The organism is Cryocola sp. 340MFSha3.1 (assembly GCF_000383315.1).
GTDB lineage: Bacteria > Actinomycetota > Actinomycetes > Actinomycetales > Microbacteriaceae > Leifsonia.
The window spans coordinates 1,422,521-1,444,903 of record NZ_KB911087.1 but is presented as its reverse complement, the minus strand read 5'-3'; the positions used below and the strand labels follow the sequence as shown (position 1 = coordinate 1,444,903).

21 protein-coding genes are annotated in these 22,383 nt (G+C 70.2%); 13 read left to right on the top strand and 8 right to left on the bottom strand.

The features are described from left to right. Positions 1 to 62 precede the first annotated feature (62 nt). The gene (locus tag H284_RS0106850; protein WP_020075651.1) at positions 63 to 608 is read left to right on the top strand and encodes a GNAT family N-acetyltransferase; all 546 of its coding nucleotides are present in this window, start codon (positions 63 to 65) and stop codon (positions 606 to 608) included. Position 609: 1 nt separating this feature from the next. Here the strand turns inward: H284_RS0106850 and H284_RS0106845 are convergent, their stop codons facing one another. Then, positions 610 to 1,578, bottom strand: a complete 969-nt coding sequence (locus tag H284_RS0106845; RefSeq protein ID WP_018189755.1) for an NADP-dependent oxidoreductase — start codon at positions 1,576 to 1,578, stop codon at positions 610 to 612. A 220-nt stretch (positions 1,579 to 1,798) separates the two neighbouring features. Here H284_RS0106845 and H284_RS20685 point away from each other — a divergent pair, with 220 nt between their 5' ends. Beyond that, the gene (locus H284_RS20685; RefSeq protein ID WP_081630377.1) at positions 1,799 to 2,563 is read left to right on the top strand and encodes a DUF998 domain-containing protein; all 765 of its coding nucleotides are present in this window, start codon (positions 1,799 to 1,801) and stop codon (positions 2,561 to 2,563) included. Here H284_RS20685 and H284_RS0106835 read toward each other — a convergent pair. The 5 genes from H284_RS0106835 to H284_RS0106815 all read right to left on the bottom strand — a co-directional run bounded on the left by H284_RS0106835 (position 2,449) and on the right by H284_RS0106815 (position 7,504). Next, positions 2,449 to 3,276 carry a YqaJ viral recombinase family protein gene (locus H284_RS0106835; protein ID WP_020075649.1) on the bottom strand — a complete coding sequence of 276 codons (828 nt, stop codon included), beginning with the start codon at positions 3,274 to 3,276 and terminating at the stop codon, positions 2,449 to 2,451. The two genes, H284_RS20685 and H284_RS0106835, sit on opposite strands and share 115 nt — an antisense overlap. Next, positions 3,273 to 4,316, bottom strand: coding sequence for a Gfo/Idh/MocA family protein (locus H284_RS0106830; RefSeq protein ID WP_020075648.1), 1,044 nt, complete (start codon positions 4,314 to 4,316; stop codon positions 3,273 to 3,275). Before H284_RS0106830 ends, H284_RS0106835 begins: the two co-directional genes overlap by 4 nt. A gap of 41 nt (positions 4,317 to 4,357) precedes the next feature. Further along, a complete protein-coding gene (locus H284_RS0106825; protein ID WP_020075647.1) occupies positions 4,358 to 5,092 on the bottom strand; it encodes a ThuA domain-containing protein in 735 nt (244 codons plus the stop codon). Then, positions 5,089 to 6,231, bottom strand: a complete 1,143-nt coding sequence (locus tag H284_RS0106820; RefSeq protein WP_020075646.1) for a Gfo/Idh/MocA family protein — start codon at positions 6,229 to 6,231, stop codon at positions 5,089 to 5,091. Before H284_RS0106820 ends, H284_RS0106825 begins: the two co-directional genes overlap by 4 nt. Before the next feature lie 82 nt (positions 6,232 to 6,313). Further along, positions 6,314 to 7,504: an ROK family transcriptional regulator gene (locus H284_RS0106815; RefSeq protein WP_020075645.1), complete on the bottom strand. Its 1,191-nt coding sequence runs from the start codon at positions 7,502 to 7,504 to the stop codon at positions 6,314 to 6,316. A gap of 167 nt (positions 7,505 to 7,671) precedes the next feature. On the opposite strand from H284_RS0106815, the gene H284_RS0106810 reads away from it, so the two are divergent. Genes H284_RS0106810 through H284_RS0106795 form a run of 4 tightly spaced genes read left to right on the top strand, consistent with a single transcriptional unit; the run spans position 7,672 to position 11,719 of the window. After that, positions 7,672 to 8,394 carry a sugar phosphate isomerase/epimerase family protein gene (locus tag H284_RS0106810; RefSeq protein ID WP_020075644.1) on the top strand — a complete coding sequence of 241 codons (723 nt, stop codon included), beginning with the start codon at positions 7,672 to 7,674 and terminating at the stop codon, positions 8,392 to 8,394. Beyond that, complete coding sequence (locus H284_RS0106805; RefSeq protein ID WP_020075643.1) at positions 8,391 to 9,488, top strand: Gfo/Idh/MocA family protein; 1,098 nt, start codon at positions 8,391 to 8,393, stop codon at positions 9,486 to 9,488. Before H284_RS0106810 ends, H284_RS0106805 begins: the two co-directional genes overlap by 4 nt. A 13-nt stretch (positions 9,489 to 9,501) precedes the next feature. Further along, positions 9,502 to 10,671 (top strand): Gfo/Idh/MocA family protein, encoded by a 1,170-nt coding sequence (locus H284_RS0106800; RefSeq protein WP_020075642.1) that lies wholly within the window; start codon positions 9,502 to 9,504, stop codon positions 10,669 to 10,671. Continuing rightward, positions 10,664 to 11,719: a sugar phosphate isomerase/epimerase family protein gene (locus tag H284_RS0106795; RefSeq protein ID WP_020075641.1), complete on the top strand. Its 1,056-nt coding sequence runs from the start codon at positions 10,664 to 10,666 to the stop codon at positions 11,717 to 11,719. Before H284_RS0106800 ends, H284_RS0106795 begins: the two co-directional genes overlap by 8 nt. A gap of 9 nt (positions 11,720 to 11,728) precedes the next feature. Here H284_RS0106795 and H284_RS0106790 read toward each other — a convergent pair whose 3' ends face one another. Then, on the bottom strand, positions 11,729 to 12,664 hold the full coding sequence (locus H284_RS0106790) for a quinone oxidoreductase family protein (RefSeq protein WP_020075640.1): 936 nt from the start codon (positions 12,662 to 12,664) through the stop codon (positions 11,729 to 11,731). A gap of 71 nt (positions 12,665 to 12,735) precedes the next feature. Between H284_RS0106790 and H284_RS0106785 the strand changes: the two genes are divergently transcribed. Then, the gene (locus H284_RS0106785) at positions 12,736 to 13,170 is read left to right on the top strand and encodes a MarR family winged helix-turn-helix transcriptional regulator (protein ID WP_020075639.1); all 435 of its coding nucleotides are present in this window, start codon (positions 12,736 to 12,738) and stop codon (positions 13,168 to 13,170) included. 3 nt (positions 13,171 to 13,173) lie between these two features. Here the strand turns inward: H284_RS0106785 and H284_RS0106780 are convergent, their stop codons facing one another. Next, positions 13,174 to 13,626 (bottom strand): VOC family protein, encoded by a 453-nt coding sequence (locus tag H284_RS0106780; RefSeq protein ID WP_020075638.1) that lies wholly within the window; start codon positions 13,624 to 13,626, stop codon positions 13,174 to 13,176. Between the two features lie 100 nt (positions 13,627 to 13,726). On the opposite strand from H284_RS0106780, the gene H284_RS0106775 reads away from it, so the two are divergent. The 6 genes from H284_RS0106775 to H284_RS0106750 all read left to right on the top strand — a co-directional run bounded on the left by H284_RS0106775 (position 13,727) and on the right by H284_RS0106750 (position 22,381). After that, positions 13,727 to 14,710, top strand: a complete 984-nt coding sequence (locus tag H284_RS0106775; protein WP_020075637.1) for a helix-turn-helix transcriptional regulator — start codon at positions 13,727 to 13,729, stop codon at positions 14,708 to 14,710. Between the two features lie 81 nt (positions 14,711 to 14,791). Further along, positions 14,792 to 16,039, top strand: a complete 1,248-nt coding sequence (locus tag H284_RS0106770; RefSeq protein WP_020075636.1) for an ROK family transcriptional regulator — start codon at positions 14,792 to 14,794, stop codon at positions 16,037 to 16,039. A 134-nt stretch (positions 16,040 to 16,173) separates the two neighbouring features. Next, on the top strand, positions 16,174 to 17,526 hold the full coding sequence (locus H284_RS0106765) for an extracellular solute-binding protein (protein WP_020075635.1): 1,353 nt from the start codon (positions 16,174 to 16,176) through the stop codon (positions 17,524 to 17,526). Further along, on the top strand, positions 17,526 to 18,488 hold the full coding sequence (locus tag H284_RS0106760; protein WP_020075634.1) for a carbohydrate ABC transporter permease: 963 nt from the start codon (positions 17,526 to 17,528) through the stop codon (positions 18,486 to 18,488). The genes H284_RS0106765 and H284_RS0106760 overlap by 1 nt, the downstream gene beginning before the upstream one ends. Next, a complete protein-coding gene (locus tag H284_RS0106755) occupies positions 18,488 to 19,324 on the top strand; it encodes a carbohydrate ABC transporter permease (protein ID WP_018189773.1) in 837 nt (278 codons plus the stop codon). The genes H284_RS0106760 and H284_RS0106755 overlap by 1 nt, the downstream gene beginning before the upstream one ends. 45 nt (positions 19,325 to 19,369) lie before the next feature. Then, positions 19,370 to 22,381 (top strand): alpha-mannosidase, encoded by a 3,012-nt coding sequence (locus H284_RS0106750; protein ID WP_020075633.1) that lies wholly within the window; start codon positions 19,370 to 19,372, stop codon positions 22,379 to 22,381. Positions 22,382 to 22,383 lie beyond the last annotated feature (2 nt).

The window sequence follows — 22,383 nt, the reverse complement described above, 5'->3', positions numbered from 1 at the left end:
CCCGATCGGAGGCGGCCGGTCCGCTGTGTGAAACCCGCCCGTCCGCTGGCTAGGCTGGCGGGGTGACCGTCACCATCCGCCCCGCCGTCGCCGGAGATGCCGCCGCCCTCGCCGCGGTCGCCGCTGCGACCTTCCCGCTCGCCTGCCCGCCGCACACGACCGAGGAGGCGAAGGCAGCGTTCATCCGGACCGTGCTCTCGGAGGAGCGGTTCGTCGAGTACCTCGCCGACGCATCACGCCGCCTGCTCATCGCGGAAGACGACGAGGGCACCGCGGTCGGCTACACGATGATCAACCTGGGCGAACCGGCCGACGCCGATGTGCGCGGCTCCCTGCGCATCCACCCCACCGCCGAGCTGAGCAAGTGCTACGTCCTCCCCGGCCACCACGGCGAGGGCGTCGCGGGCCGGCTCATGGCCGAGAGTCTGCGGGCCGGCGGCGAAGCGGGAGCCGAGGGGATGTGGCTGGGCGTCAACGAGGAGAACGCCCGCGCCCAGCGCTTCTACGGCAAGCACGGCTTCGAGCGCGTCGGTGCGAAGCGGTTCCTGGTCGGCGACCGGTACGAGGACGACTGGGTGATGGAGAGGCCGCTCACCCCGGTCGGCTAGGTCAGCCCTCCGCGACCTTCAGGACGACCTTGCCGCGCGTGTGGCCGCTCTCGACGGCTCGGTGTGCCTCGGCGATCTGCTCGAGGGCGAAGATCTGGTCGACGTGCACGCGCACGTTCCCCGACTCCAGCAGGCGGGCGATGACCGCGAGCGTGCTGCCGTCCGGCGCGACCTTGTAGTCGGTGCCGCGCACTCCGGCGGCGGCGGCGTCCTCCGCGAAGGTGGGCCAGCTCCCGGTCGGCACGTTGACGATGAGGCCGCCGGGGCGCAGAACGGAGAGGGAGCGGGTGCCGGTGTCGTCGTGCACATTGCCGACCAGGTCGATCACCACGTCGGCGTCGTGCACCACGTCCTCGAAGCGCGTGGTCGTGTAGTCGATCACTTCGGCCGCACCGAGGGAGCGCATCCACGACGCGTTCGACCCGGAGGCGGTGGCGATGACGTGCGCGCCGAAATACGACGCGAACTGCACGGCGAAATGACCCACGCCTCCGCTGCCCGCGTGGATGAGCATCCGCTGTCCCTCGTGCGCCTTGGCGACCTCGACGACCAGACCCCACGCGGTCAGAGCGGCCAGGGGTGCGCCGGCCGCCTCGATGTGGCTCAGGGTCGCCGGCTTGCGCACGACGCTCAGCGACGGCACGGAGATGTACTCGGCGAAGCTGCCGCCCAGGCGCGGCACCATGACCATGCCGAACACCTCGTCGCCCGGGCGGATGGGGTGCGCGCTGTACGGCGACTCCACGACGACGCCACTGAAGTCGTGGCCGAGCACGGCGGGGAACGAGTGGATGGCGTCGTAGATCCCACGTCCGGCCCGCGTCTTCGCGTCGATCGGGTTCACGCTCGAGGCGACCACCTTGACCAGGAACTCGGCGTTCACACGATCCGGATAGGCGGTCTCCCCGATGCGGAGTGCCTCCGGGGCTCCCGCGGCGTCCAGAAGTGCGGCCCGCATGGTCTTCGGCATTCGTCATCCCCTCGTCGGTCTGCCGCTGCGTCGGCGCGGCGTCCCCTCAGTCAATCCTGCGCGTGCTTCACCGGTGTTACGGTCGGGTCACCAGATGTGAACAGTCTGTTTCGGATACCCCCAGGCCGTTTCCCAGCGTCGCGCCGGTTAGGATGCTGCGACCCGGGGCGTACGACGCCTGCGGGAGCGGACCACGACGGCCAGACCCGAGGAGCGACAGGTGCGACAACTGCTGCGGATCGCTCGCGAGCCCTTCGCCGTCCCGGTCCTTGCGCGCGGATGGCAGCGCGCCGTCCCCATCCTGCTCGGCATCGGCACCCTCTGCGTCCTCGGCGGCCTCGTCATCATCTGGGCCGCACGGCTGACCGTGCCGTACCCGGTGTACGTGAGCGAGCTCGGCGCGAAGGGCGCGGCGACGTCCGGCGCCTTCGCTGTCGCACTGCTCCTCATCGCGGGCGGCGGCTTCGCGATCGCCGTCGCGAGCGGCCACATCCGCTCGTCCGCACGAATGCTCGACCGCTGGGCTCCTGCGGTCACGCTCGGGTTCGCCGCTGTGTGCTTCGTCCTCGCGTCGCAGGTCACCTGCACGGCGTACTGCCCGGTGCCGATCGTCGACCCGAAGTCGACCGTGCAGGATCTGGTGCACACGGTGTCCGCCGTCATCGGCTTCGCGGCGGCGTGCTTCGCCATGCTGCAGGTGGGCTTCAGCCGGAAGCTCCCGCGCCTGTCCCGCCTGTCGCGGCTGAGCTGCGGGGCGGTCGCCGTGATCACGATCATCGGAGGGCTGCTCGCCATCGTGCGCGTCGGCGCCGATGTCGGCGCGTGGCTCGAACTGATCGGGACGACGGTCGCCGTCGGGTGGATCGCCGTCTACGCGGTGGCGCTGACCCGCATCCCGGTCGGAGTCGTGGATGCGGCCGGGCCCGAGGCGGCGCCGGCCTCGGTGACCGACACGGTCGCCGGTGCTCCAGCCGACGTCGCCTGACGCAGCAGCTCGATCAGATCGGCCGCCAGCGCGACCAGCTTCGCGATCTCGGCATCATCACGGTCGACCCAACGGCACTCCGGCTCGTCGCGGAGCGGGACGAAGCCGTCGTGCTGCTCCCAGACGAAGAGGGTGCGCTCGGCGCCGAGCACGTACTGCTGCCACCAGATCTGACGGAGATACGGGCGGGGGATGCTGCGGAACGGCTTGTTCGTCGTCTTGATCTCAGCGAGTTCGAGCTTGCCGCCGGTTCGGGCGATCAGGCCGTCGGGAGTCGCCAGATGCCGGCGGTCGCGCTCGGCGTGGAAGAGCAGGTCGGACGGCTCGATGCCGTGCGTCGCCGCCACCCAGGCGGCGATCTCCGGTTCACGCGAGCGGCCGTGCTGCGTGAAGACGTTGCCGCTGAACCCTGTGCCGTGCAGCTTGTCGTAGGCGGCGGCGCGGATGGAGCGCGGGCTCGACAGCTTGGCGACATCGGTGGCGGTGATGCCGCGGCTGCGCGCCCGCAGCCAGCTCACGCGGTCGCTCGACCGCGCCACGACGCGCGCCAGGTGCCCGGTCTGACCGGGTACGGCCGGCACCACCGGGACGGGAGCGGGCCGCGCCGGGCTCAGATCCGCGAGGACGCCCGGCCGGTAGAGGTCGGCGGTGCGGTACGGAGCGGAGTCGAGCACCTCTCCATTGTGCCGCGTCGCGCCGACGCTCGCCGTCACTCCACGCGCGTCGCCCCGAGTTGCCTGCGTGCTTCGTCGATCGTCGCCAGCGTGTCGACCGCCTCCGCGAGCGGGTGGAGCGGCGACTCCGTCCGCCCTTCGGCGACGAAACGGGCGAGGGCCGCGGCCTCGTAGGACATGCCGTCGCGGTGCGGCCGGCCGTACGGGTCGCGCCAGTGCGCGGCGAGTGTCCCGTCACCGCGGAACACGCGCAGGCCGCTCGGCCCCCAGAACGGGCTGTCCGTCTCCACGCGGCCGTCGCTCCCGCTGATCGTCGCGAGCGAGGGCGTTCCCGCCAGCAGGGTGGTGCTCAGGAGAGCCTGCCCGCCGCTCGCGGACGACAGCACCAGTGCTGCCTGCTCGTCCACGCCCGTCTCGGCGAGGGTCCCGGCCGCGATGATCCCGGCGGGCGCGCCGAGCGCGAACGAGGCCCACGACACCGTGTAGACACCGAGGTCGAGCAGCGCTCCGCCCGCGAGGTCGGGATTCCACAGCCGACTCGACGGATCGAACGGCGCCCGCCCTCCAAAGTCCGCCGTGACGACACGGATGTCTCCGAGCGCCCCGTCTTCCAGCAGCTGACGCACGATGTCCGTCTGCGGCAGGTAGCGCGTCCACATCGCCTCCATCGCGAAGACGCCCGCCTCGCGTGCGGCCGTGACGATCCGCCTGGCCTGGTCGGCGGTGACCGCCATCGGCTTCTCGATGAGGACGTTCTTGCCCGCCGCGATCGCGAGCAGGGAGTGCTCGAGGTGTTCGCTGTGCGGGGTCGCGACGTACACGACGTCGACCTCCGGGTCGCCGACGAGCTGCTCGTAGGAGCCGTACGCGCGCTCCACCCCGTGTGCGTCGGCGAACGCCTGCGCCCGCTCTGCAGAGCGCGACCCCGCCGCCACCACCCGCTGACGGGTGTGCCGATGGAGTGCGTGGGTGAAGTCGGCGGCGATCACGCCGGGACCGAGCACGCCCCACCGCAGCGGCGGGGCGTCGGCGGGGTCGGGATGGCGCGGCTGGGGGAGCGTGGACCATACGTCGGTCATGGGCAGGTCTCCTCGTCTCCGTCGGTTCTGTGCTGCTCGGCCTAGACCGGCTGCGGGTTCGACACCTCGGGCGCCTGACGCGCGCCCTCCACCGGGGCGGCCCACTTCACGCCGTTGGCGAGCACGCGGCGCACCTGCGGGTGGAAGTAGACCGGGTACTCCTGATCGCCGGGGCTGAAGTAGAAGATCTTGCCACGCCCGCGGGTGAAGGTGACGCCGGAGCGGAACACCTCGCCGCCGGTGAACGAGCTGATGAAGACCAGATCGTCCGGCGTCGGGATGTCGAAGAACTCCCCGTACATCTCCTGCGCCTCGATGACGATCGGCTGCTCGACGCCCGCGGCGATGGGATGCGTCGGGTTGACGTTCCACACCAACTCGCGCTCGCCTCCCTCCGGGTTGCGCCAGCGCAGCGAGCAGGTCGTGCCGAGCATCCGGATGAGGATCTTCGAGAAGTGGCCGGAGTGGAGGACGATCAGGCCCATCCCGCCGAGGACGTGACGGCGGACGCGCTCCACCACCTCGTCCGAGACGCGGTCGTGCGCGATGTGGCCCCACCAGAGCAGCACATCGGTCTCGTCGAGCGCCTGCTCGCTGAGCCCGTGCTCGGGGTCGTCGAGGGTCGCCGTGCGGACGGCGACCTCGTCGCCGAGCAGCTCAGACAAGCCCTCGGCGATGGCTCCGTGGATGCCGTGCGGGTAGATGGCGGCGATCTCGGGCTGGGTCGCCTCGTGGACGCCCTCGTTCCAGACGGTGACGCGCAGTGTCATGGTCATGCTCCCTTCAGGGCGGTGTCGGTGGTGCTGGCCGCGTTGGTCGCCGGGGTCAGCCGGACTTCGGCGCCGATGCGGGCGGACTCGTAGGCGGCGTCGATGACGCGAGCGCGGTCGAGGGCGAGCGAGCCGTCCCAGTTCGACCAGTTCGCGCGGTCGGCGACGTGCTCCAGGAAGGTCTCGACCACAGCGAGGTGCCCACGGCCGGGGTCGGCCGTGACCGTGATGTCCTCGCTCTGCTCGCCGTCGCCGGTGAAGATCGTCAGCTCACCCGACGGGGCGTAGTCGACGACGCGCAGGTCGGCGCCGCCCTCGGTGCCGTAGAGGGTGATGCCGAACTCGTCGCCGGCCGGGCGGTAGGCGGCCCAGCTGGTCTCGATGACGATGGAGCCGCCGCCCTCGAGCCGGAGCAGGAGGCTGGCGAGGTCTTCGACCTCGTAGTCCGACCCGACGTGCTGCTTGGAGGCGGCGGCCCCGCCGCGGCCGCGGACCCCGAGCTCGGAGTGGGTGACGGCCGAGACGGCCTCGACGCGAGGCTCGCCGAACAGGTGGAGGGCGTAGTCGAGGACGTGCACGCCGATGTCGATCAGCGGGCCGCCTCCGGCCATCTCGCGGTTCGTGAACCAGCTGCCGAGCGCGGGGATGCCGGCTCGTCGGAGCCACACCGCACGCGCGTGATACGGGCGGCCGATCTGCCCGTCGTCGATCGCGGCCTTCAGCGCCTCGATGTCTCCGCGGCGGCGGTGGTTGAAGGCGACCTCGAGCACGCGGCCGGCGCGGTGGGCCGCATCCACCATGGTCTGGGCCTCCGCCGCGGTGCGGGCGATCGGCTTCTCGCTGAGCACGTGGATGCCCGCGTCGAGTGCTCCGACGGCGATCGGCGCGTGCAGGAAGGTGGGGACGGCGACGCTGACGACGTCGAGGTCGCCCTCGGCGACGAGGTCCTTCCAGTCGCGGTGCAGGCGCTTGACGCCGTAGGTCTCGCCGAGCTCGGCGCGGGGGCCGTCCTCCATGCCGGCGATGGCGACGAGTTCGACTCCGGGGAGGGCCGAGTAGGCCGCCATGTGCTGCTGTCCGGCCCAGCCGAGGCCGACCACTCCGGCGCGGAGGGGGCGGTCGAGGGGTTCGCTCTGGGTGCTCACGGCACTCCTTTCAGTGTGATCCTTGGGGGATTCGAATCGATTCGAGGTTGTGAGGGACGGGGTGGATGTTCCGCCGGCGGTGTCAGCGGAAGAGGGAGCGCGGTGTGCCCGCGTCGGGATCGAGCGCGCGCTGGATGACCATGATGGCCGCCCCGATCGCGCCGCCGGTCTCGCCGGAGCGCGACTGCGTGATGGTCAGATGTTGCGTCGCCAGCGGCGTGGACCGCTGGTAGACGACCTCGCGCATCCCGGCGAGGAGCTGCTCGCCGACGCGGGAGAGGCTGCCGCCGACGACGATCATCGACGGGTTCAGGAGGTTGACGCAGGTGGCGACGACCGCGCCGAGGTCGCGTCCGGCCTGCCGGATCGCATTCTGGACGGCCGGGTTGCCCGTGCGCGCCAAGGCGACGACGTCGTCGCTGGTCTCGGCGGCGAGACCGGCTTCGGAGAGTGCCCGCGCGATGGCCGGACCACTCACCAGCGACTCGAGGTCCGCATCCTGCTCGCCATGGCTCGGGGTGTCGCTGCCGAAGGGGACGCGGACGTGACCCAGGTCTCCGGCCGAGCCGAGCGCCCCACGCTGCAGGCGGCCTCCGCTGATGATCCCGGCGCCGACGCCTGTCGCGACCTTGATGAAGAGGAGGTCTGTCTCCTCCGGCCACATCAGCGCCTGCTCGCCCAGGGCGAGGAGGTTGACGTCGTTGTCGACGAGGACGGGCACGTCGAAGACGCGACGGATGTAGGCGGGGATGTCGAAGCGGTCCCAGCCGGGCATGATCGGCGGGTTCACCGGCAGCCCGGTGGAGTGCTCGACCGGGCCGGGCACCCCGACGCCGACGCCGATCAGCTCTTCCGGCTTCCGGCCGCTGGCCACGTAGAGCTCTGACGCCGTCTCCATCGCCCAGTCGAGCACTGGCTGCGGGCCGTCGGCGATGTCGAGCCGGCGTGACTCGCTCGCCGTGATGTTGCCGGCGAGATCGGCGAGGGCGACCACCCCGTGCGTCGCGCCGAGATCGATCGCCACGACCACGCGCGACTCCGGGTTGAAGCGGATGCGCGAGGGAGGGCGGCCTCCGGACGACACGTCGTCACCCGCGGGCGCGACGAGTCCCGCCGCGGTGAGCGTGTCGATCCGGGACGCGATGGTGGAGCGCGCCATGCCGGTCAGCTCGGCGAGCTGCGCGCGGGTGCGCGGGATGCCGTCGCGCAGGATCGCCAGCAGCTCCGCGGCGTCTGCGGCGACGAGCACCGAGTCTCGCGCGCTGTCGGTCATAGAGGGTATTGAACCACAGTGCCGGCGGACTGCTCAAAGATCGTCTGCATTCGGTCGACTTTTGATTGACATCCGGCAGAAGTGGCACTTGAATAGAGCCACGCCATCCGGCGCCTTTCCACTCCATGAACTCGACGAGGAGAACAGTGTCGACGTCAAAAGTCTCCGTGCAGCTGTACACGGTCCGGGAACTCCTGACCGAGGACACGGTCGGTACCCTCAAGCGGATCGCCGAGATCGGGTTCACCCAGGTCGAGCCCTTCGCCTTCCTCACCTTCGGTGACGCGCTCCGCCAGGGCCTCGCCGAGGCCGGCCTGTCCGCGCCCACCACCCACCAGGGCTTCATCGGCGGCGACCTGGACGAGGTGTTCGGCGCCGCGAAGGAGCTGGGCGTCCAGACGGTCATCGACCCGTTCGTCGCGCCCGAGCGCTGGCAGACCGCGGACGACGTCGCGCAGATCGCCGAGCAGCTCAACGCCGCCGCCGAGGTCGCGGCCCGTCACGGTGTGCGTGTCGGCTACCACAACCACGCTCACGAGCTCGAGAGCACGATCGAGGGTACGACGGCGCTCGAGTTCTTCGCCGGCAAGCTCGCCCCGGAGGTCGTGCTCGAGGTCGACACCTACTGGGTGGCCGTCGGCGGCGTCGACCCGGTCGCGCTGCTCCCCAAGCTCGGCGAGCGTGTGGTCGCCCTCCACATCAAGGACGGCCCCGGCACCACCGAGACGAAGGACCAGGTCGCCGTCGGCCAGGGTTCGCTCCCGATCGAGCAGATCATCGCAGCAGCGCCCGACGCCCTCCGTGTCATCGAGCTCGACGACTCGCGCGGTGACCGCTTCCAGGCTGTCGCCGACAGCTTCGCCTTCCTGACCTCGAAGGGCCTCGCATGAGCGGCGGGCGCGTGGGAGTCGGTGTCATCGGCGCCGGTGTCATCAGCAACCAGTACCTCGAGAACCTCACCGTGTTCCCCGACCTCGATGTGCGCTTCGTCGCCGACATCGACCTGGAGCGGGCCAAGGCACAGGCCGACAAGTACGGCGTGCCGGGGTCCGGCACGGTGGAGGAGCTGCTGGCTGACGATGACATCGAGATCGTCGTCAACCTGACCATCCCCAAGGTGCACGTCGAGGTGGCGCTGCAGGCGCTCGCCGCCGGCAAGAACGTCTGGAGCGAGAAGCCGTTCGCCCTCGACCGCGCGAGCGGTCGCGAGCTGCTCGAAGCCGCGCACGCGGCCGGGCTCCGGGTCGCCACGGCGCCCGACACGTTCCTCGGCTCGGGCATCCAGTCGGCCCGACGCCTGATCGAGAACGGCGACATCGGTGCTCCGCTGACCGCGCTCACGCTGATGCAGAGCCCCGGCCCGGAGTCGTGGCACCCCAACCCCGACTTCCTGTTCCAGGAGGGCGCGGGTCCGCTGTTCGACATCGGTCCGTACTACCTGACGGCCCTCGTGCAGATCTTCGGACCGGTCGCCCGGGTGAGCGCGAGCGCATCCCGCGCTCGCGAGACCCGCGTCATCGGCTCCGGGCCGCGCGCCGGCGAGGAGTTCGCCGTGACCGTGCCGACGCACGTCAGCGCGCTGTACGAGTTCGAGAGCGGGCAGACGGCCCAGGCTGTGTTCAGCTTCGACTCCAAGCTCGGCCGCACCCAGTTCGAGGTCGCGGGCGTCGACGGCACGCTGGTCGTTCCCGACCCCAATACCTTCGAGGGCGAACTGCTGGTCCACGGCGGCGACGGCATCGAGACGGTCCCGTCGACCGGAACGACCGATTCTCGTGGCATCGGTGTGGTGGAGCTCGCACGGGCCATCCGCGCCGGCGTCCCCGAGCGCGCATCGGGCGAGCAGGCCTACCACGTGCTCGACATCATGGTCTCGACCATCGAGGCGGGGGAGTCCCGTACTCCGGTCGAGGTCGAGAGCACAGTGGATGTCGCGCCGGCCCTCCCTGAGGACTGGGACCCGCGAGCGGCGACCCTGGCGTGACGGGAGCCGAGCGATGACGGACGGGAATCAGGCCGGAGCTTCGGCCGGCAGTGCCGCGACCAACGGCGCGCTCACCCGCCGCGACGGTGGTTCGGCCGGAGCCCGGCTCCGCGTCGCGATCGTCGGCGGCGGCTTCATGGCGGAGGTTCACTCGCGTGCGGCTCGTGCGGCACGCGCCGACATCGCCGGACTCGTCTCCTCGACGCCGGAGCGTTCGGCGGCGGCCGCCGAACGGCTCGGCATCGGCCGCTCGTACGGATCGCTCGACGAGCTGCTCGCCGATGACACGGTCGACGTCGTGCACGTCACGACGCCCAACGCCCTCCACGCAGAGCAGGCGGCGGCCGTACTGGCCGCCGGCAAGGACGTGGTCTGCGAGAAGCCGCTCGCCACGTCCGTCGCCGACGCCGAGAGCCTGGTGGCCGCGGCGGAGGGACGGACGGCGACCGTTCCTTTCGTCTATCGCTTCCACCCGCTGGTGCGGGAGGCCCGCGCCCGCTTCGCCTCCGGCGAGGCCGGACGCGTGCTGAGCATCAACGCCTCCTACCTGCAGGACTGGCTCCTGGGGTCCGACGACGACAACTGGCGGGTGGATGCGGCGCAGGGCGGCCGCTCGCGCGCCTTCGCCGACATCGGGTCGCACCTCGTCGACCTCGTCGAGTTCGTCAGCGGCGACCGCGTCAGCCGCGTCTCCGCCACCAAACGCACGGTGTTCGCCGAGCGCGCCTCCCATGCGGCGATCACGACGGAGGACGCCGTCGCCGTGGTGATCGAGACGCGTTCCGGCGCTCTCGGAACACTGCTGGTGTCGCAGGTCGCTCCTGGCCGGAAGAACCGCCTCTGGCTCGAGATCTCCGGCAGCGCCGAGAGCGTCGCCTTCGATCAGGAGCAGCCGGAAACGCTGTGGGTGGGCCGTCGAAAGGGAAGCCTGATCATCCCCCGCGACGCCGACCAGCTCAGCGAAGACGCCGCCCGCCTGTGCGTCGTGCCCTCCGGGCACCCGCAGGGCTACCAGGACGCGTTCAACGCGTTCGTCGCCGACAGTTACGCGGCGGTCGCGGGGGAGAACCCCGACGGCCTGCCGCGCTTCACCGACGGCCTTCGTGCCGTGCGGATCACGGATGCGGTGATCGACTCGGCCGAGTCGGGCACCTGGATCGAGATGGGAACGAACAATGACTGACGCCACCAGTGCAGGCGGCTCGGAGACCACCGAGTCGGGCCGGACGCACCCGGTCACCCTCTTCACCGGTCAGTGGGCCGACCTCACGTTCGAAGAGGTCGCGAAGTACGCGAGCGAGTGGGGCTACGACGGCCTCGAGATCGCGTGCTCCGGCGAGCACCTCGACGTCTGGCGCGCCGCCGAAGACGACGCGTACCTGCAGGGGCGACTCGACATCCTCGACCGCTACGGCCTCAAGGTCTGGGCCATCTCCAACCACCTCAAGGGCCAGGCCGTTTGCGACGACCCGATCGACTTCCGCCACCAGGCGATCGTCGGGTCGAAGGTCTGGGGCGACGGCGACCCGGAAGGCGTGCGCCAGCGCGCCGCCGAAGAGCTCAAGCTCACGGCGAAGGTCGCCCGCAAGCTGGGCGTCGACACGGTCGTCGGGTTCACGGGGTCGAGCATCTGGCCGTACGTCGCGCAATTCCCGCCGGTGCCCGCCGAGGTGTTCGACCGCGGCTACCAGGACTTCGCCGACCGCTGGAACCCCATCCTCGACGTCTTCGACGGCGAGGGCGTCCGGTTCGCGCATGAGGTGCACCCGTCCGAGATCGCATACGACTACTGGACGAGCGTGCGGTCCCTCGAGGCGATCGACCACCGCGAGGCCTTCGGCTTCAACTGGGACCCGTCCCACATGATGTGGCAGGACATCGACCCCGTCGGGTTCATCATCGACTTCCAGGACCGTATCTACCACGTGGACTGCAAAGACACGCGTCTCCGCCCGAAGAACGGCCGCGCCGGCGTGCTCGGTTCGCACCTGTCGTGGGGTGACCCGCGTCGCGGCTGGGACTTCGTCTCCACCGGCCACGGCGACGTGCCGTGGGAGGACGCCTTCCGAGCCCTCGAGTCCATCGGCTACACGGGCCCGATTTCGATCGAGTGGGAAGACGCGGGGATGGACCGCCTCCACGGCGCCAAAGAGGCCGTGGGCTACATCCGCTCCCTGCTCTGGAAGCAGCCGACCGCCTCCTTCGACGCGGCGTTCAGTAACCAGGACTGAGCACGCCGATCACGGGACGAGGACGAGGCGGTCACGGGTCGTGGCCACCTCGTCCCATGCCCGCTCGACGTCGGAAAGCGGTACGGCACGTGCGTCGGTGACGAACGCGCCGCCCGCCACCTCGACGGCCAACTCGGAGAGCTCATCGACGATCGCCTCCGTGCTCACCGAACCCTGACCGCTACCGATCAGCCGCAGATCGACAGCGCGCAGAGCAGCCGACGGGATCGGTGACTCCGCTCCGGCAACGGACCCGATCTGCACCCACGTGAGCGGCTGATCGTCTCGCGCCCGACCGGGGATAACGGCGCGGAGTGCATCCGCGGTCGGCCGTCCCCACAGGTAGTCGAGCACCACATCCACGTCGCTCGCGGCCCGTGCCAGCGCATCCGCGTCGCCCAGCTCGACGACGACGTCAGCCCCCGAATCGTCCAGCCGGTACGAGTCCCTCGAGACCGCAACCACCCGGCCGGCGCCCAAACGCCGGGCGACCTGCACCGCCAGCCCGCCGGCGTTACCCGACGCACCGAGCACCAGCACGCTCTGGCCCGGCTGCATCCGTGCGCGGCGACGCAAGGCGACCCAGGACGACATGGCCGGATTCATCGCCGCGGCCAACGGGACGGGATCGGCGTCCGGCGGCAGTGCGACGCTACGTCGCAGATCCACGACGGTCCGCTCGGCCATCGCGCCCTTCGTGGCGTCGGGGAGGATGAAGTACCGGAGCGAGCCGTCAGGAGTTCGTCCCACCCCATCCAACCCCGGGATGAGCGGCAGCTCGTCCGTGCTCGTGTAGTGGCTGCCCGCCGCCTGCGAGCGCACCCGCGGGGAGATCGCGGCGCCCAGAACGTCGGCCACGACCTCGTGGGCTCGCCGTGGCGCGGGCTCCTCGACGTCCAGGTAGCGCGGGTGTGCGCCGAACTCGGTGACGACGGCTGCTTTCATGACAGTCTCCAAATGGTTGGGATTACGAATTAAATAGATGGTAACCCCAACTAATGCGCTACGCTAGCGACATGACGACCTCGGCACACCCGCACGACTCGGAGCGCCTTCTCGACGCCCTCGTGCAGACCTCGTTCGAGGTCATCGGAGTGGTCAGTCGGGTGGCAGCCGACAACGAACTGTCCCTCACTCAGCTGCGCGTGCTGGCCATCCTGCGCGATCGGGAGCCCAGCATGTCCGAGCTCGCAGAGCACTTGGGTGTGGACCGTTCGTCCGTCTCCGGCCTGGTCGATCGGGCGACGCAACGGGGGCTCGTGACCCGCGTCCGGGACACCGTCGACCGTCGCTCCGCCCGAGTGGGACTCACGCCGGCCGGCCACGAGCTGGCGCGGGCCGGAGCCGCGGCCATCCATACCGGAGTCGCGCCCCTGCTCGGCAGCCTGGGGCCGGACGACGGAGCGCGACTCACGGAATTGCTGGAAGCTCTGCTCGGCGGACGTCGCTGACGGTCACGCCACGTCGAGCACCCAGGTGACGCCGAAGCGGTCCGTCAGCATCCCGAACCCCGCCGACCAGGCGGAGGCCGCCAGCGGTTCGACGACCGTGGCGCCCTCCGCGAGGCGCTCCCAGTAGCCGCCCAGCTCGTTGAGGGAGCCCGCCCGGACGGAGACGAAGAAGGGCTGATGGGTGATGGTCATCCCGTTCTCCCGCCGCGTCGATGCGGACCGAGCCGCGCCCGGATCTCCAGTGCCCGGAACGTCGTACGCCATCACCCGGAACCCCTCGGGTGAGACGACCTGGCCGAAGACGATGCGCTGCGCGTCAGGGAGTTCGGGGGGCATGCCGAAATCGGCATACGTCGCCGCGGTCACCTCTCCGCCGAACGCGCCGGCGTAGAAGTCGAGGGCTGCTCGCGCCTCTCCGGCGCGGAAGTTGAGGTGCGTGGTGACGGTGATACTCATGACTGTTTCCTCTCGGTGAGATCGCCGGCTTCTCCCGGCGACGCCAGAATCGCAGCGGTAGCGGACAGTTTCGGTCCGCTACTCCCGCGAGAATCGAGGCATGAACGCACCCTCCTCGCGCATGCTCACGATGCTCTCGCTGTTGCAGGCGCGACGGGACTGGCCCGGGCAGGCGCTCGCGGATCGGCTCGACGTGAGCACCCGGACGGTCCGGCGGGATGTGGACCGCCTCCGCGAGCTCGGCTACCGCATCGACGCGCTGAAGGGTCCCGACGGCGGGTACCGTCTCGCCGCGGGCTCCGAATTGCCGCCCCTCCTGTTCGACGAAGAGCAGGCCGTCGCCCTCTCCATCGCGCTCCAGAACGCCGGGGCGTCCGGAGCCGGGATCGAGGAGGCCGCTGCGCGCGCGCTCGCGACCGTCCGCCAGGTCATGCCGTCTCGCCTGCGGCACCGCATCGACGGCATCCGCTTCGACCGGCCGAGCGCGGGGCCGGGGGTCGAGCCGGCCGTGCTGGGCGCGGTGAGCGACGCCGTCCGGGAGAGGAAGGTGCTCCGGTTCGACTATGCCGGCGCGGACGGACCGCCGCGTCGCACGGAGCCGCACGGTCTCGTGGCTCGGGATGCACGCTGGTATCTGGTGGCGTGGGACCTCGACCGGGACGACTGGCGGGTGTTCCGGCTCGATCGGCTGGTGCCGAGGTTCCCGGCCGGTCCGGGGTTCCGTCCGCGGCGGATCCCCACCGGAGACGCGACGTCGTATGTGGCGGCGCGCTTCAAGGGCAGCGACGACGAGGACCGCTGGCCATGCGTGGGCGAGGTCGTCATCGACCTGCCGCCGCGCGACGTGATCCCGTGGGTGACCGACGGCCACGTGGAGCCCGTGGGTGACTCCCGGAGCCGTCTCATCCTCGGCTCGTGGTCGTGGATCGGCGTGCTGGCGTCTCTCACGCGGTTCGACGTCGCGTTCGAGATCGTCGGGCCGCCCGCACTGGCTGAGGCAGCGGCGACGCTCGCCAACCGTCTGGTCGCCGCGGCCCGATCGCTCGGACCGCCGGGACCGCCCGAACGGGGGAGGGTCGCCTAGCCGCCCCCGCAGGCGTCCAGCCCCCAGTCAGTAGGTATCCTCAGTACTCACTGGGGACACCTGGCGGCGAACGGAGGACCTGTGGCCAGAGGAGCCAACCTCCCCGCCATCGCGGCGTTCAACGAGACGGTCGTGCTGGATGCCGTCCGGCGGTCGCCGGACGGGCTCAGCCGGGTGGAGCTCGCCGCCCGCACGGGCCTCTCGGCGCAGACCGTCACCAACGTGACGCGCCGCCTCCTGCAGCAGGGGCTCATCCGCGAGGCCGGGAAGCAGAGCGAGGGCAGCCCGGGCAAGCCGCGCACCATCCTGCGCCTGAACCCGGCGGGCGCCTACGCCGTGGGTGTCCACCTCGACCCCACCGTGATCGCCTGCGTCCTGCTCGATCTCGAGGGGTCTGTGGTCGCCCACGTGCACCGTCCGTCCCCGCCGGACGGCGACGCCGTCTCGACGCTCGCGGCCGCCGTCGACGCCATCCACGAGGTGCTCGCGACGCCGGGCGTCGATCCGGAGCGCGTGATCGGCGTCGGCGTCGCCGCGCCCGGACCCATCGACGTCGAGCGGGGTGTGGTGGTCCGACCGCCGCTGATCCCCAGCTGGAACGACTTCCACCTCCGCGACGAGCTGACGGCAGCGACCGGCCTGCCCTCCCTGGTCGCGAAGGATGTGACGTGCGCGGCTGTCGCCGAGCGGTGGAGCGATCCGGCCGGAGCATCCCGGGACTACGCGTTCGTCTACTACGGAACGGGCGTCGGCGTCGGCCTGGTGCTGGGCGGAGAGGTCTACACGGGATCAACCGACAATGCCGGCGATGTCGGCCATGTGCTCGTCGACCCCGGCGGAACGCTGTGCGCCTGCGGCCGGCGCGGCTGTTACGGGGAGTCCGTCCGGCCGTACCGGCTGGTCATGCAGGGCCTGTGGGCCGGCGTTCTGACGCCTCCCTCCGGCACGACCGTCGTGCCGGAGGAGGACCTGCAGCTGGATGTGGAGACCGTCGACGAGCTCTTCACCGAACTGGCATCCGCGGCGGAGGCCGGTGATGCGGGGGCGCGGGAGATCATCGACCGGAGCATCCGCAACTCGGCCTTCTACCTGTCCAATCTGACGTCCCTCCTCGATCTCGACCGCATCGTCTACGGCGGCCCGTCGTGGTCGCGGGTGGAGCGCCGCTATCTGGACCAGCTGCCGGCGCGGCTGGCCGAGCTCGACACGGGCATCCTGACGCACGGCATCGCGATCGCCTCCAGCGCCATCGGCGAGGACGTCGCCGCCGTCGGTGCTGCCGCGCTCGTCCTGGACGGGACGTTCTCGCCGCGCGCTGTCGTCCGCTGACCGCTGCCGCGCTGCTCTTGCGCCACGGCGGGGGACAATCTCGCCGCTTCCCTTGCGCTTGTAAATCAAATTGATTTATAAATTACGCAGGTCCGGCGGCGTCACGCCACGGACGTCAATGCAAAGGAGCATCGATGAAGCGAAGCAGGATCCTGGCCGCCACCGTGGCCACTGCGGCCCTCGTCGCACTGGCGGGATGTTCGTCCTCGTCCGGCGGCAGCGACGGCACGACCATCAAGGTCGCCTTCCAGGACTTCGGGTCCGACATCATGGCCAACTTCATGACCAAGGCCAAGGCCGACTTCGAGAAGGCCAACCCGGGGAAGAAGATCACGCTCGTCCCGATCAAGGCGGCCGAGAACGACTACTACACGAAGCTCTCCCTCATGAACCGTGCGGCCACCACGGCGCCCGACGTGATGTCGGAGGACACCTTCCTCATCCGCGCCGACGCCCAGGCCGGCTATCTGGCCCCGCTCGACTCGTACGTCGACAAATGGTCGGACTGGTCGAACTTCTTCGACAACGCCAAGGACGCGGGCAAGGGAGACGACGGCAAGGTCTACGGGATCCCGACCGGCACCGACACCCGGGGCCTCTGGTACAACAAGGACATCTTCGCGAAGGCCGGCATCCCGACCCCGTGGCAGCCGAAGACCTGGGATGACGTGATCGGCGCCGCGAAGAAGATCAAGGCGGCCGTGCCGGGCGTCATCCCGCTCAACATCTTCTCGGGAAAAGCCGCGGGTGAGGCGAGCTCGATGCAGGGCTTCGAGATGCTGCTGTACGGAGCCAGCGAGAAGGGCCTCTACGACGACTCGAAGGCCAAGTGGATCGTCGGCTCGAAGGCGTTCACGGACGCGCTCGACGTGATCAAGGAGGTCTACCAGGGCGGCCTCGGCCCGAGCCAGGAGGTCACCAGCGACACGAACTACCAGAACACGATCAACAACCAGCTCATGCCGCAGGGCAAGCTCGCGATCAACCTCGACGGCTCGTGGGCCTCGAACGCCTGGCTGCCGACCGGCGCGACGCCATGGGCGGACTGGTCGAAAGTCATGGGCACCGCGGCCATGCCGACGAAAGAGGGGCAGGACCCCGGGAAGATCAGCCTCTCCGGCGGCTGGACGTTCTCCATGGGCGCCAAGAGCAAGGCCAAGGACCTGGCGTGGAAGTTCATCACCTTCCTGACCGACAAGCAGCGCTCGCTCGAGTACAACATCAACACCGCCGGCATCCCGGTCCGCAAGGATGTCGCCGACGACGAGAAGTACAAGACGTCGAACCCGACCTCGGAGTTCTTCTCGTCGCTCGTCGCCGTGACCAAGTTCCGGCCGGCCACACCCGACTATCCGAAGATCTCGAACGGCATCCAGGTCGCGATGGAGTCGGTGATGACCGGGCAGGCCACGCCCGCAGAGGCCGCCAAGACCTACGACGACACCGTCGTGGGGATCGTCGGTGAGGGCAAGACGGAGTCGAAGTAGTGACCTCCACCGTCCCCGCCGTCTCGGACGCGCGCGGCCGGGCCTCGTCGGCCCGGCCGCCGCGCCAGCGGGACACGGCACGTTCGCGCGCACACACCCGGCGGTCGCTCGCCCGCTCGGTCCCCCTTCTCCCCGCCATCGGTCTGCTCGTCGTGTTCCTGCTCGGGCCGATCCTGTCGTCGTTCTACGGCTCGTTCACCGACATGTCGCTGACGGGCTCTGCGGCCGCATCCAGCCAGTGGGTGGGGTTGCAGAACTACATCGACCTCTTCAAGAGCCCGGACTTCCCGGTCTCGGTGTGGCTGACCCTGGTCTTCCTGCTCGGGTCCGCGGTCATCGGCCAGAATGTCGCCGGGATGGTGCTGGCTCTGCTGATGCGGAGCGGGAGTCGCTGGGTCGGCGCGATCGTCTCGACCTTCGTCGTCGGCGCGTGGGTCCTTCCGGAGATCGTCGCGGCGTTCGCGTCGTACGCGTTCTTCAGCCAGCACGGGACGCTGAACGCCATCCTCGCGATGTTCGGCGTGACGGGTCCGTCCTGGCTGTTCGCCTTCCCGATGCTGTCGATCATCCTGGCCAACACGTGGCGAGGCGCGGCCTTCTCGATGCTCGTCTACTCTGCGGCGCTGCAGGAGGTGCCGCCGGAGATCACCGAGGCGGCGGAGGTCGACGGTGCCAACGGCGTCAAGCGGTTCTTCCTCGTGACGCTGCCGATGATCCGGCGGAGCATCTCCACCAACCTGATGCTCATCACGCTTCAGACGCTGTCCGTCTTCACCCTCATCTACGTGATGACCGGAGGCGGCCCGGGCAACAAGAGTATGACGCTCCCCGTGCTGGCGTACCAGGAGGCGTTCAAGTTCTCCGAGCTCGGCTACGGCACCGCGATCGCGACGATCCTCCTGCTCGTGGGAGCGGTGTTCGCCGTGATCTATGTGCGGGCACTCAAGACGGAGGTGGACTGATGAAGCTGTCGTCACCCAACGGGGTCGCCCTGCGCTGGACGTCGAACGTCATCCTGCTCCTCATCGGCGCGGTCTTCGTGCTCCCTCTGGTGTGGGTGGTGCTCGCGTCGTTCGACGGCGGGGCCACGCTCTCGGTCGCGTGGCCGAAGCAGTGGTCCCTGGAGAACTTCCGCAAGGTCCTCACGCCCGAGCTGTCGTTCCTGCCGCTGTGGAACAGCCTGCTGCTGTCGGCGGGATGCGCGATCGTCACGGTGGTGGTCGCCATCCTCGCGGCGTACCCGCTGTCGCGTTACCGCAACCGGTTCAACCGGCCGTTCCTGTACGCGATCCTGTTCGGCACGTGCCTTCCGATCACCGCGATGATGGTGCCGGTGTACAGCCTGTTCGTCTCGCTGAACCTGATCGACTCGCTCGGCGGGACCATCCTGTTCCTCGCCGCTTCGTCCCTCCCGATGGCGATCTGGATGACGAAGAACTTCGTCGACTCGGTTCCCGTGCAGCTGGAGGAGGCGGCCTGGGTGGATGGCGCATCCAGCATGAAGACGCTGTGGACGGTCGTCGTCCCCCTCGTCCGCCCCGGGATCGCGGTGGTGTTCATCTACGTGTTCGTGGCAGCCTGGGGCAACTTCTTCGTCCCCTTCGTGCTGCTGCTGAGCCCGGAGAACCAGCCGGCGGCCGTGAGCATCTTCACGTTCTTCGGCCAGTACGGTGCGGTCGCCTACGGGCAGCTCGCGGCGTACTCGCTCATCTACTCCGTTCCCGTGATCGCCCTCTACGTCATCGTGTCGCGCGCGCTCGGCGGTTCGTCCGCGCTCGCCGGCGCCGTCAAGGGATGAGCCCGTCCCTTCGCCCCGTCCCATCCCCTCACCCAAGGAGAACCGTTGTACCAGCAGAACCAGCTCGCCGAGATGCGCATCGATCGATTCGTCCGCGAACGCCTCACGCCCGCCCTCGAGCGTGCGGCCGTGCCCGCGTCGATCGAGGCGTGGGAGGCGCCCGGCGAGCCGGTGCCCTTCGCCGACGCCGTCGCGAACGACTTCCGGCCGTTCGCGGCGGGGGAGGCGTGGGGTCGTCCGTGGGGGACCGTGTGGTTCCGCGTGACCGGCACGGTCCCGGCGGAGTGGAATGCGGCGGCCGAGGATGTCGAGCTCCTCGTCGACCTCGGGTTCACGCTGAGCCAGGTGGGATTCCAGGCGGAGGGGCTGGTGTGGACTCCCGAGGGCACCATCCTGAAGGCGCTGGAGCCGTACAACGCCTACGTGCGCCTCCAGGCCCGGCCGGGGGAGTCGTTCGAACTGTACGTCGAGGCCGCGGCCAACCCGGACGTCGGCTCGAACTGGACCTTCGCGCCGACCGGGATGGGCCGGGTGTCGACCGCGCCGCAGACCCCGATCTACACGCTGCGCCGCGTGGACATCGTTCATCGCGACCGCGAGGTGTGGGAGCTGGTGCAGGACATCTTCACCGCGAAGGGGCTCGCGCTCGTGCTGCCCGAGACGTCGCCCCGCAGGGCCGCCCTGTTCGCCGCGCTGGAGGCCGCCGTCACCGCGGTCGATCCCTTCGACGTCGCCGGGACGGTGTCGCGGGGGCGGGAGGCGCTCGCCGGGGTGCTCGCCTCGCCTGCGTCCGCGACGGCGCACCGGGTCTTCGCGGTCGGGCACGCGCACATCGACTCGGCCTGGCTGTGGCCGGTGCGCGAGACCATCCGCAAGTGCGCCCGCACCTTCTCCAACGTGCTCGACCTGATGGATCAGGACCCGGACTTCGTGTTCGCGTGCTCGTCCGCCCAGCAGTTCGCCTGGATGAAGCAGTTCTATCCGGAGCTGTTCGAGCGCATCCGGGCGCGCGTCGCCGAGGGCCGGTTCGTCCCGGTGGGCGGCATGTGGGTCGAGTCGGACACCAACATGCCGGGATCCGAGGCGATGGCCCGGCAGTTCGTCGAGGGCAAGCGGTTCTTCCTCGAGGAGTTCGGGTACGAGCCGCGCGAGGTGTGGCTTCCCGACTCCTTCGGCTACTCGGGTGCGCTTCCGCAGATCGCGCGGGAGGCGGGGATGGACAACTTCCTGACCCAGAAGATCTCGTGGAACGAGGTGAACCTGTTCCCGCACCACACGTTCGAGTGGGAGGGCATCGACGGGTCGCGCATCTTCACGCACTTCCCGCCCGTGGACACGTACAACTCCCTCCTCTCCGGCCAGGAGTTGGCACGCGCCGAACGGAACTTCGCCGACAAGGGCCGGGCGAACACCTCGCTCGTGCCCTTCGGCTTCGGCGACGGCGGCGGCGGCCCGACCCGCGAGATGCTCGCGGCGGCGGAGCGCACCGCCGACCTCGAGGGGTCGCCGACGGTGCGCGTCGCATCGCCCGCCACCTTCTTCGAGGCGGCGCAGGCCGAGTTCGACCCGGCGCCGGTGTGGGTGGGGGAGCTCTACCTGGAATTCCACCGCGGCACGTACACCTCGCAGGCGCGGACCAAGCGCGGCAACCGCCGCAGCGAGGCGCTGCTGCACGAGGCGGAGCTCTGGGCGGCCACCGCCGCCGTCCGTGCCGGGGCCGACTATCCGGAGCGCGAGCTGCGCGAGGCCTGGCGGACGGTGCTGCTGCAGCAATTCCACGACATCCTGCCCGGTTCGTCGATCGGCTGGGTGCACGACCAGGCGGTCGAGAACTACGCGCGGGTGGCGGAGTCGCTGGAGGCGGTCATCGCGCGGTCGCTGGCGGCTCTGGGTGACGGAGTTGCGGATGGAGTTGCGGATGCGACGAGCGCCGGTCTCGTCGCCAACTCCTCCCCGTTCGCTGTCGACGGCGTACCGGCCGGCGGAGTTGCGGTCCCGCAGCGGACCGGCGACGCGCGCATCGAGCGCGACGGCGACGGCATCCGGCTGTCGAACGACCGCGTCAGCGTCCTCGTCGATGCCGACGGTCTGGTCGCGTCCCTGCTGGATGCGACCACCGGTCGCGAGGCGGTGCCCCCGGGCACGCGCGCCAATGTGCTCCAGCTGTTCCGCGACACCCCCGCCCAGTGGGACGCCTGGGACGTCGACATCGAGTATCGGCTCTCCGGCGAGGACCTGAGCGGTCTCGACTCCCTGGAGGTGGTCTCCGAGTCGCCGGAGCTCGTCGCGGTGCGGGTCATCCGCCGGTTCGGGGCGTCCACCGTCACGCAGACGCTCGCGCTCGCCGCCGGCTCCCCGGCCCTCGACATCGAGACGAACGTCGACTGGCACGAGCGCCAGCGCATGCTGAAACTCGCCTTCCCCGTGGACGTGCACACCGCGTCCGCGCGGTCCGAGATCCAGTTCGGCCACATCGAACGCCCGACGCACACCAACACGAGCTGGGATGTCGCCCGGTTCGAGACGAGCGCGCACCGCTGGGTCCACGTCGGCGAGCCGGGGTTCGGCGTCGGGGTCGCCAACGACTCCACCTACGGCCACGATGTGACGCGCCACCCGCGCGATGGCGGCGGCACCTACTCCCTGGTGCGTCAGACGTTGCTGCGCGCCCCGCTCTTCCCGGACCCGGAAGCAGACCAGGGCCGGCACACGCTGCGCACCTCCCTCGTGGTGGGCGGAGTGGACGCGGCGATCGAGGCCGGCTACCGGCTCAACCTGCCCCTGCGTCCCGCGCCCGCCGCGGTGGATCCGCTGATCGTGTCGAGCGATCCGGCCGTCGTCGTGGAGACCGTCAAGCTCGCCGAGGACGGCTCGGGCGACGTCGTCGTCCGGCTGTACGAATCGCTCGGGTCGCGCGCCGCGACGACGTTGGTCGCGTCGTTCCCCTACCGGCGCATCCAGAGGACGGATCTGCTCGAGCGCGAGACCGGCGACGGTGCGCTCGACCTGCAGCTGCGTCCCTTCGAGCTCGTCACGCTGCGGTTCGTCCGCGAGTGACG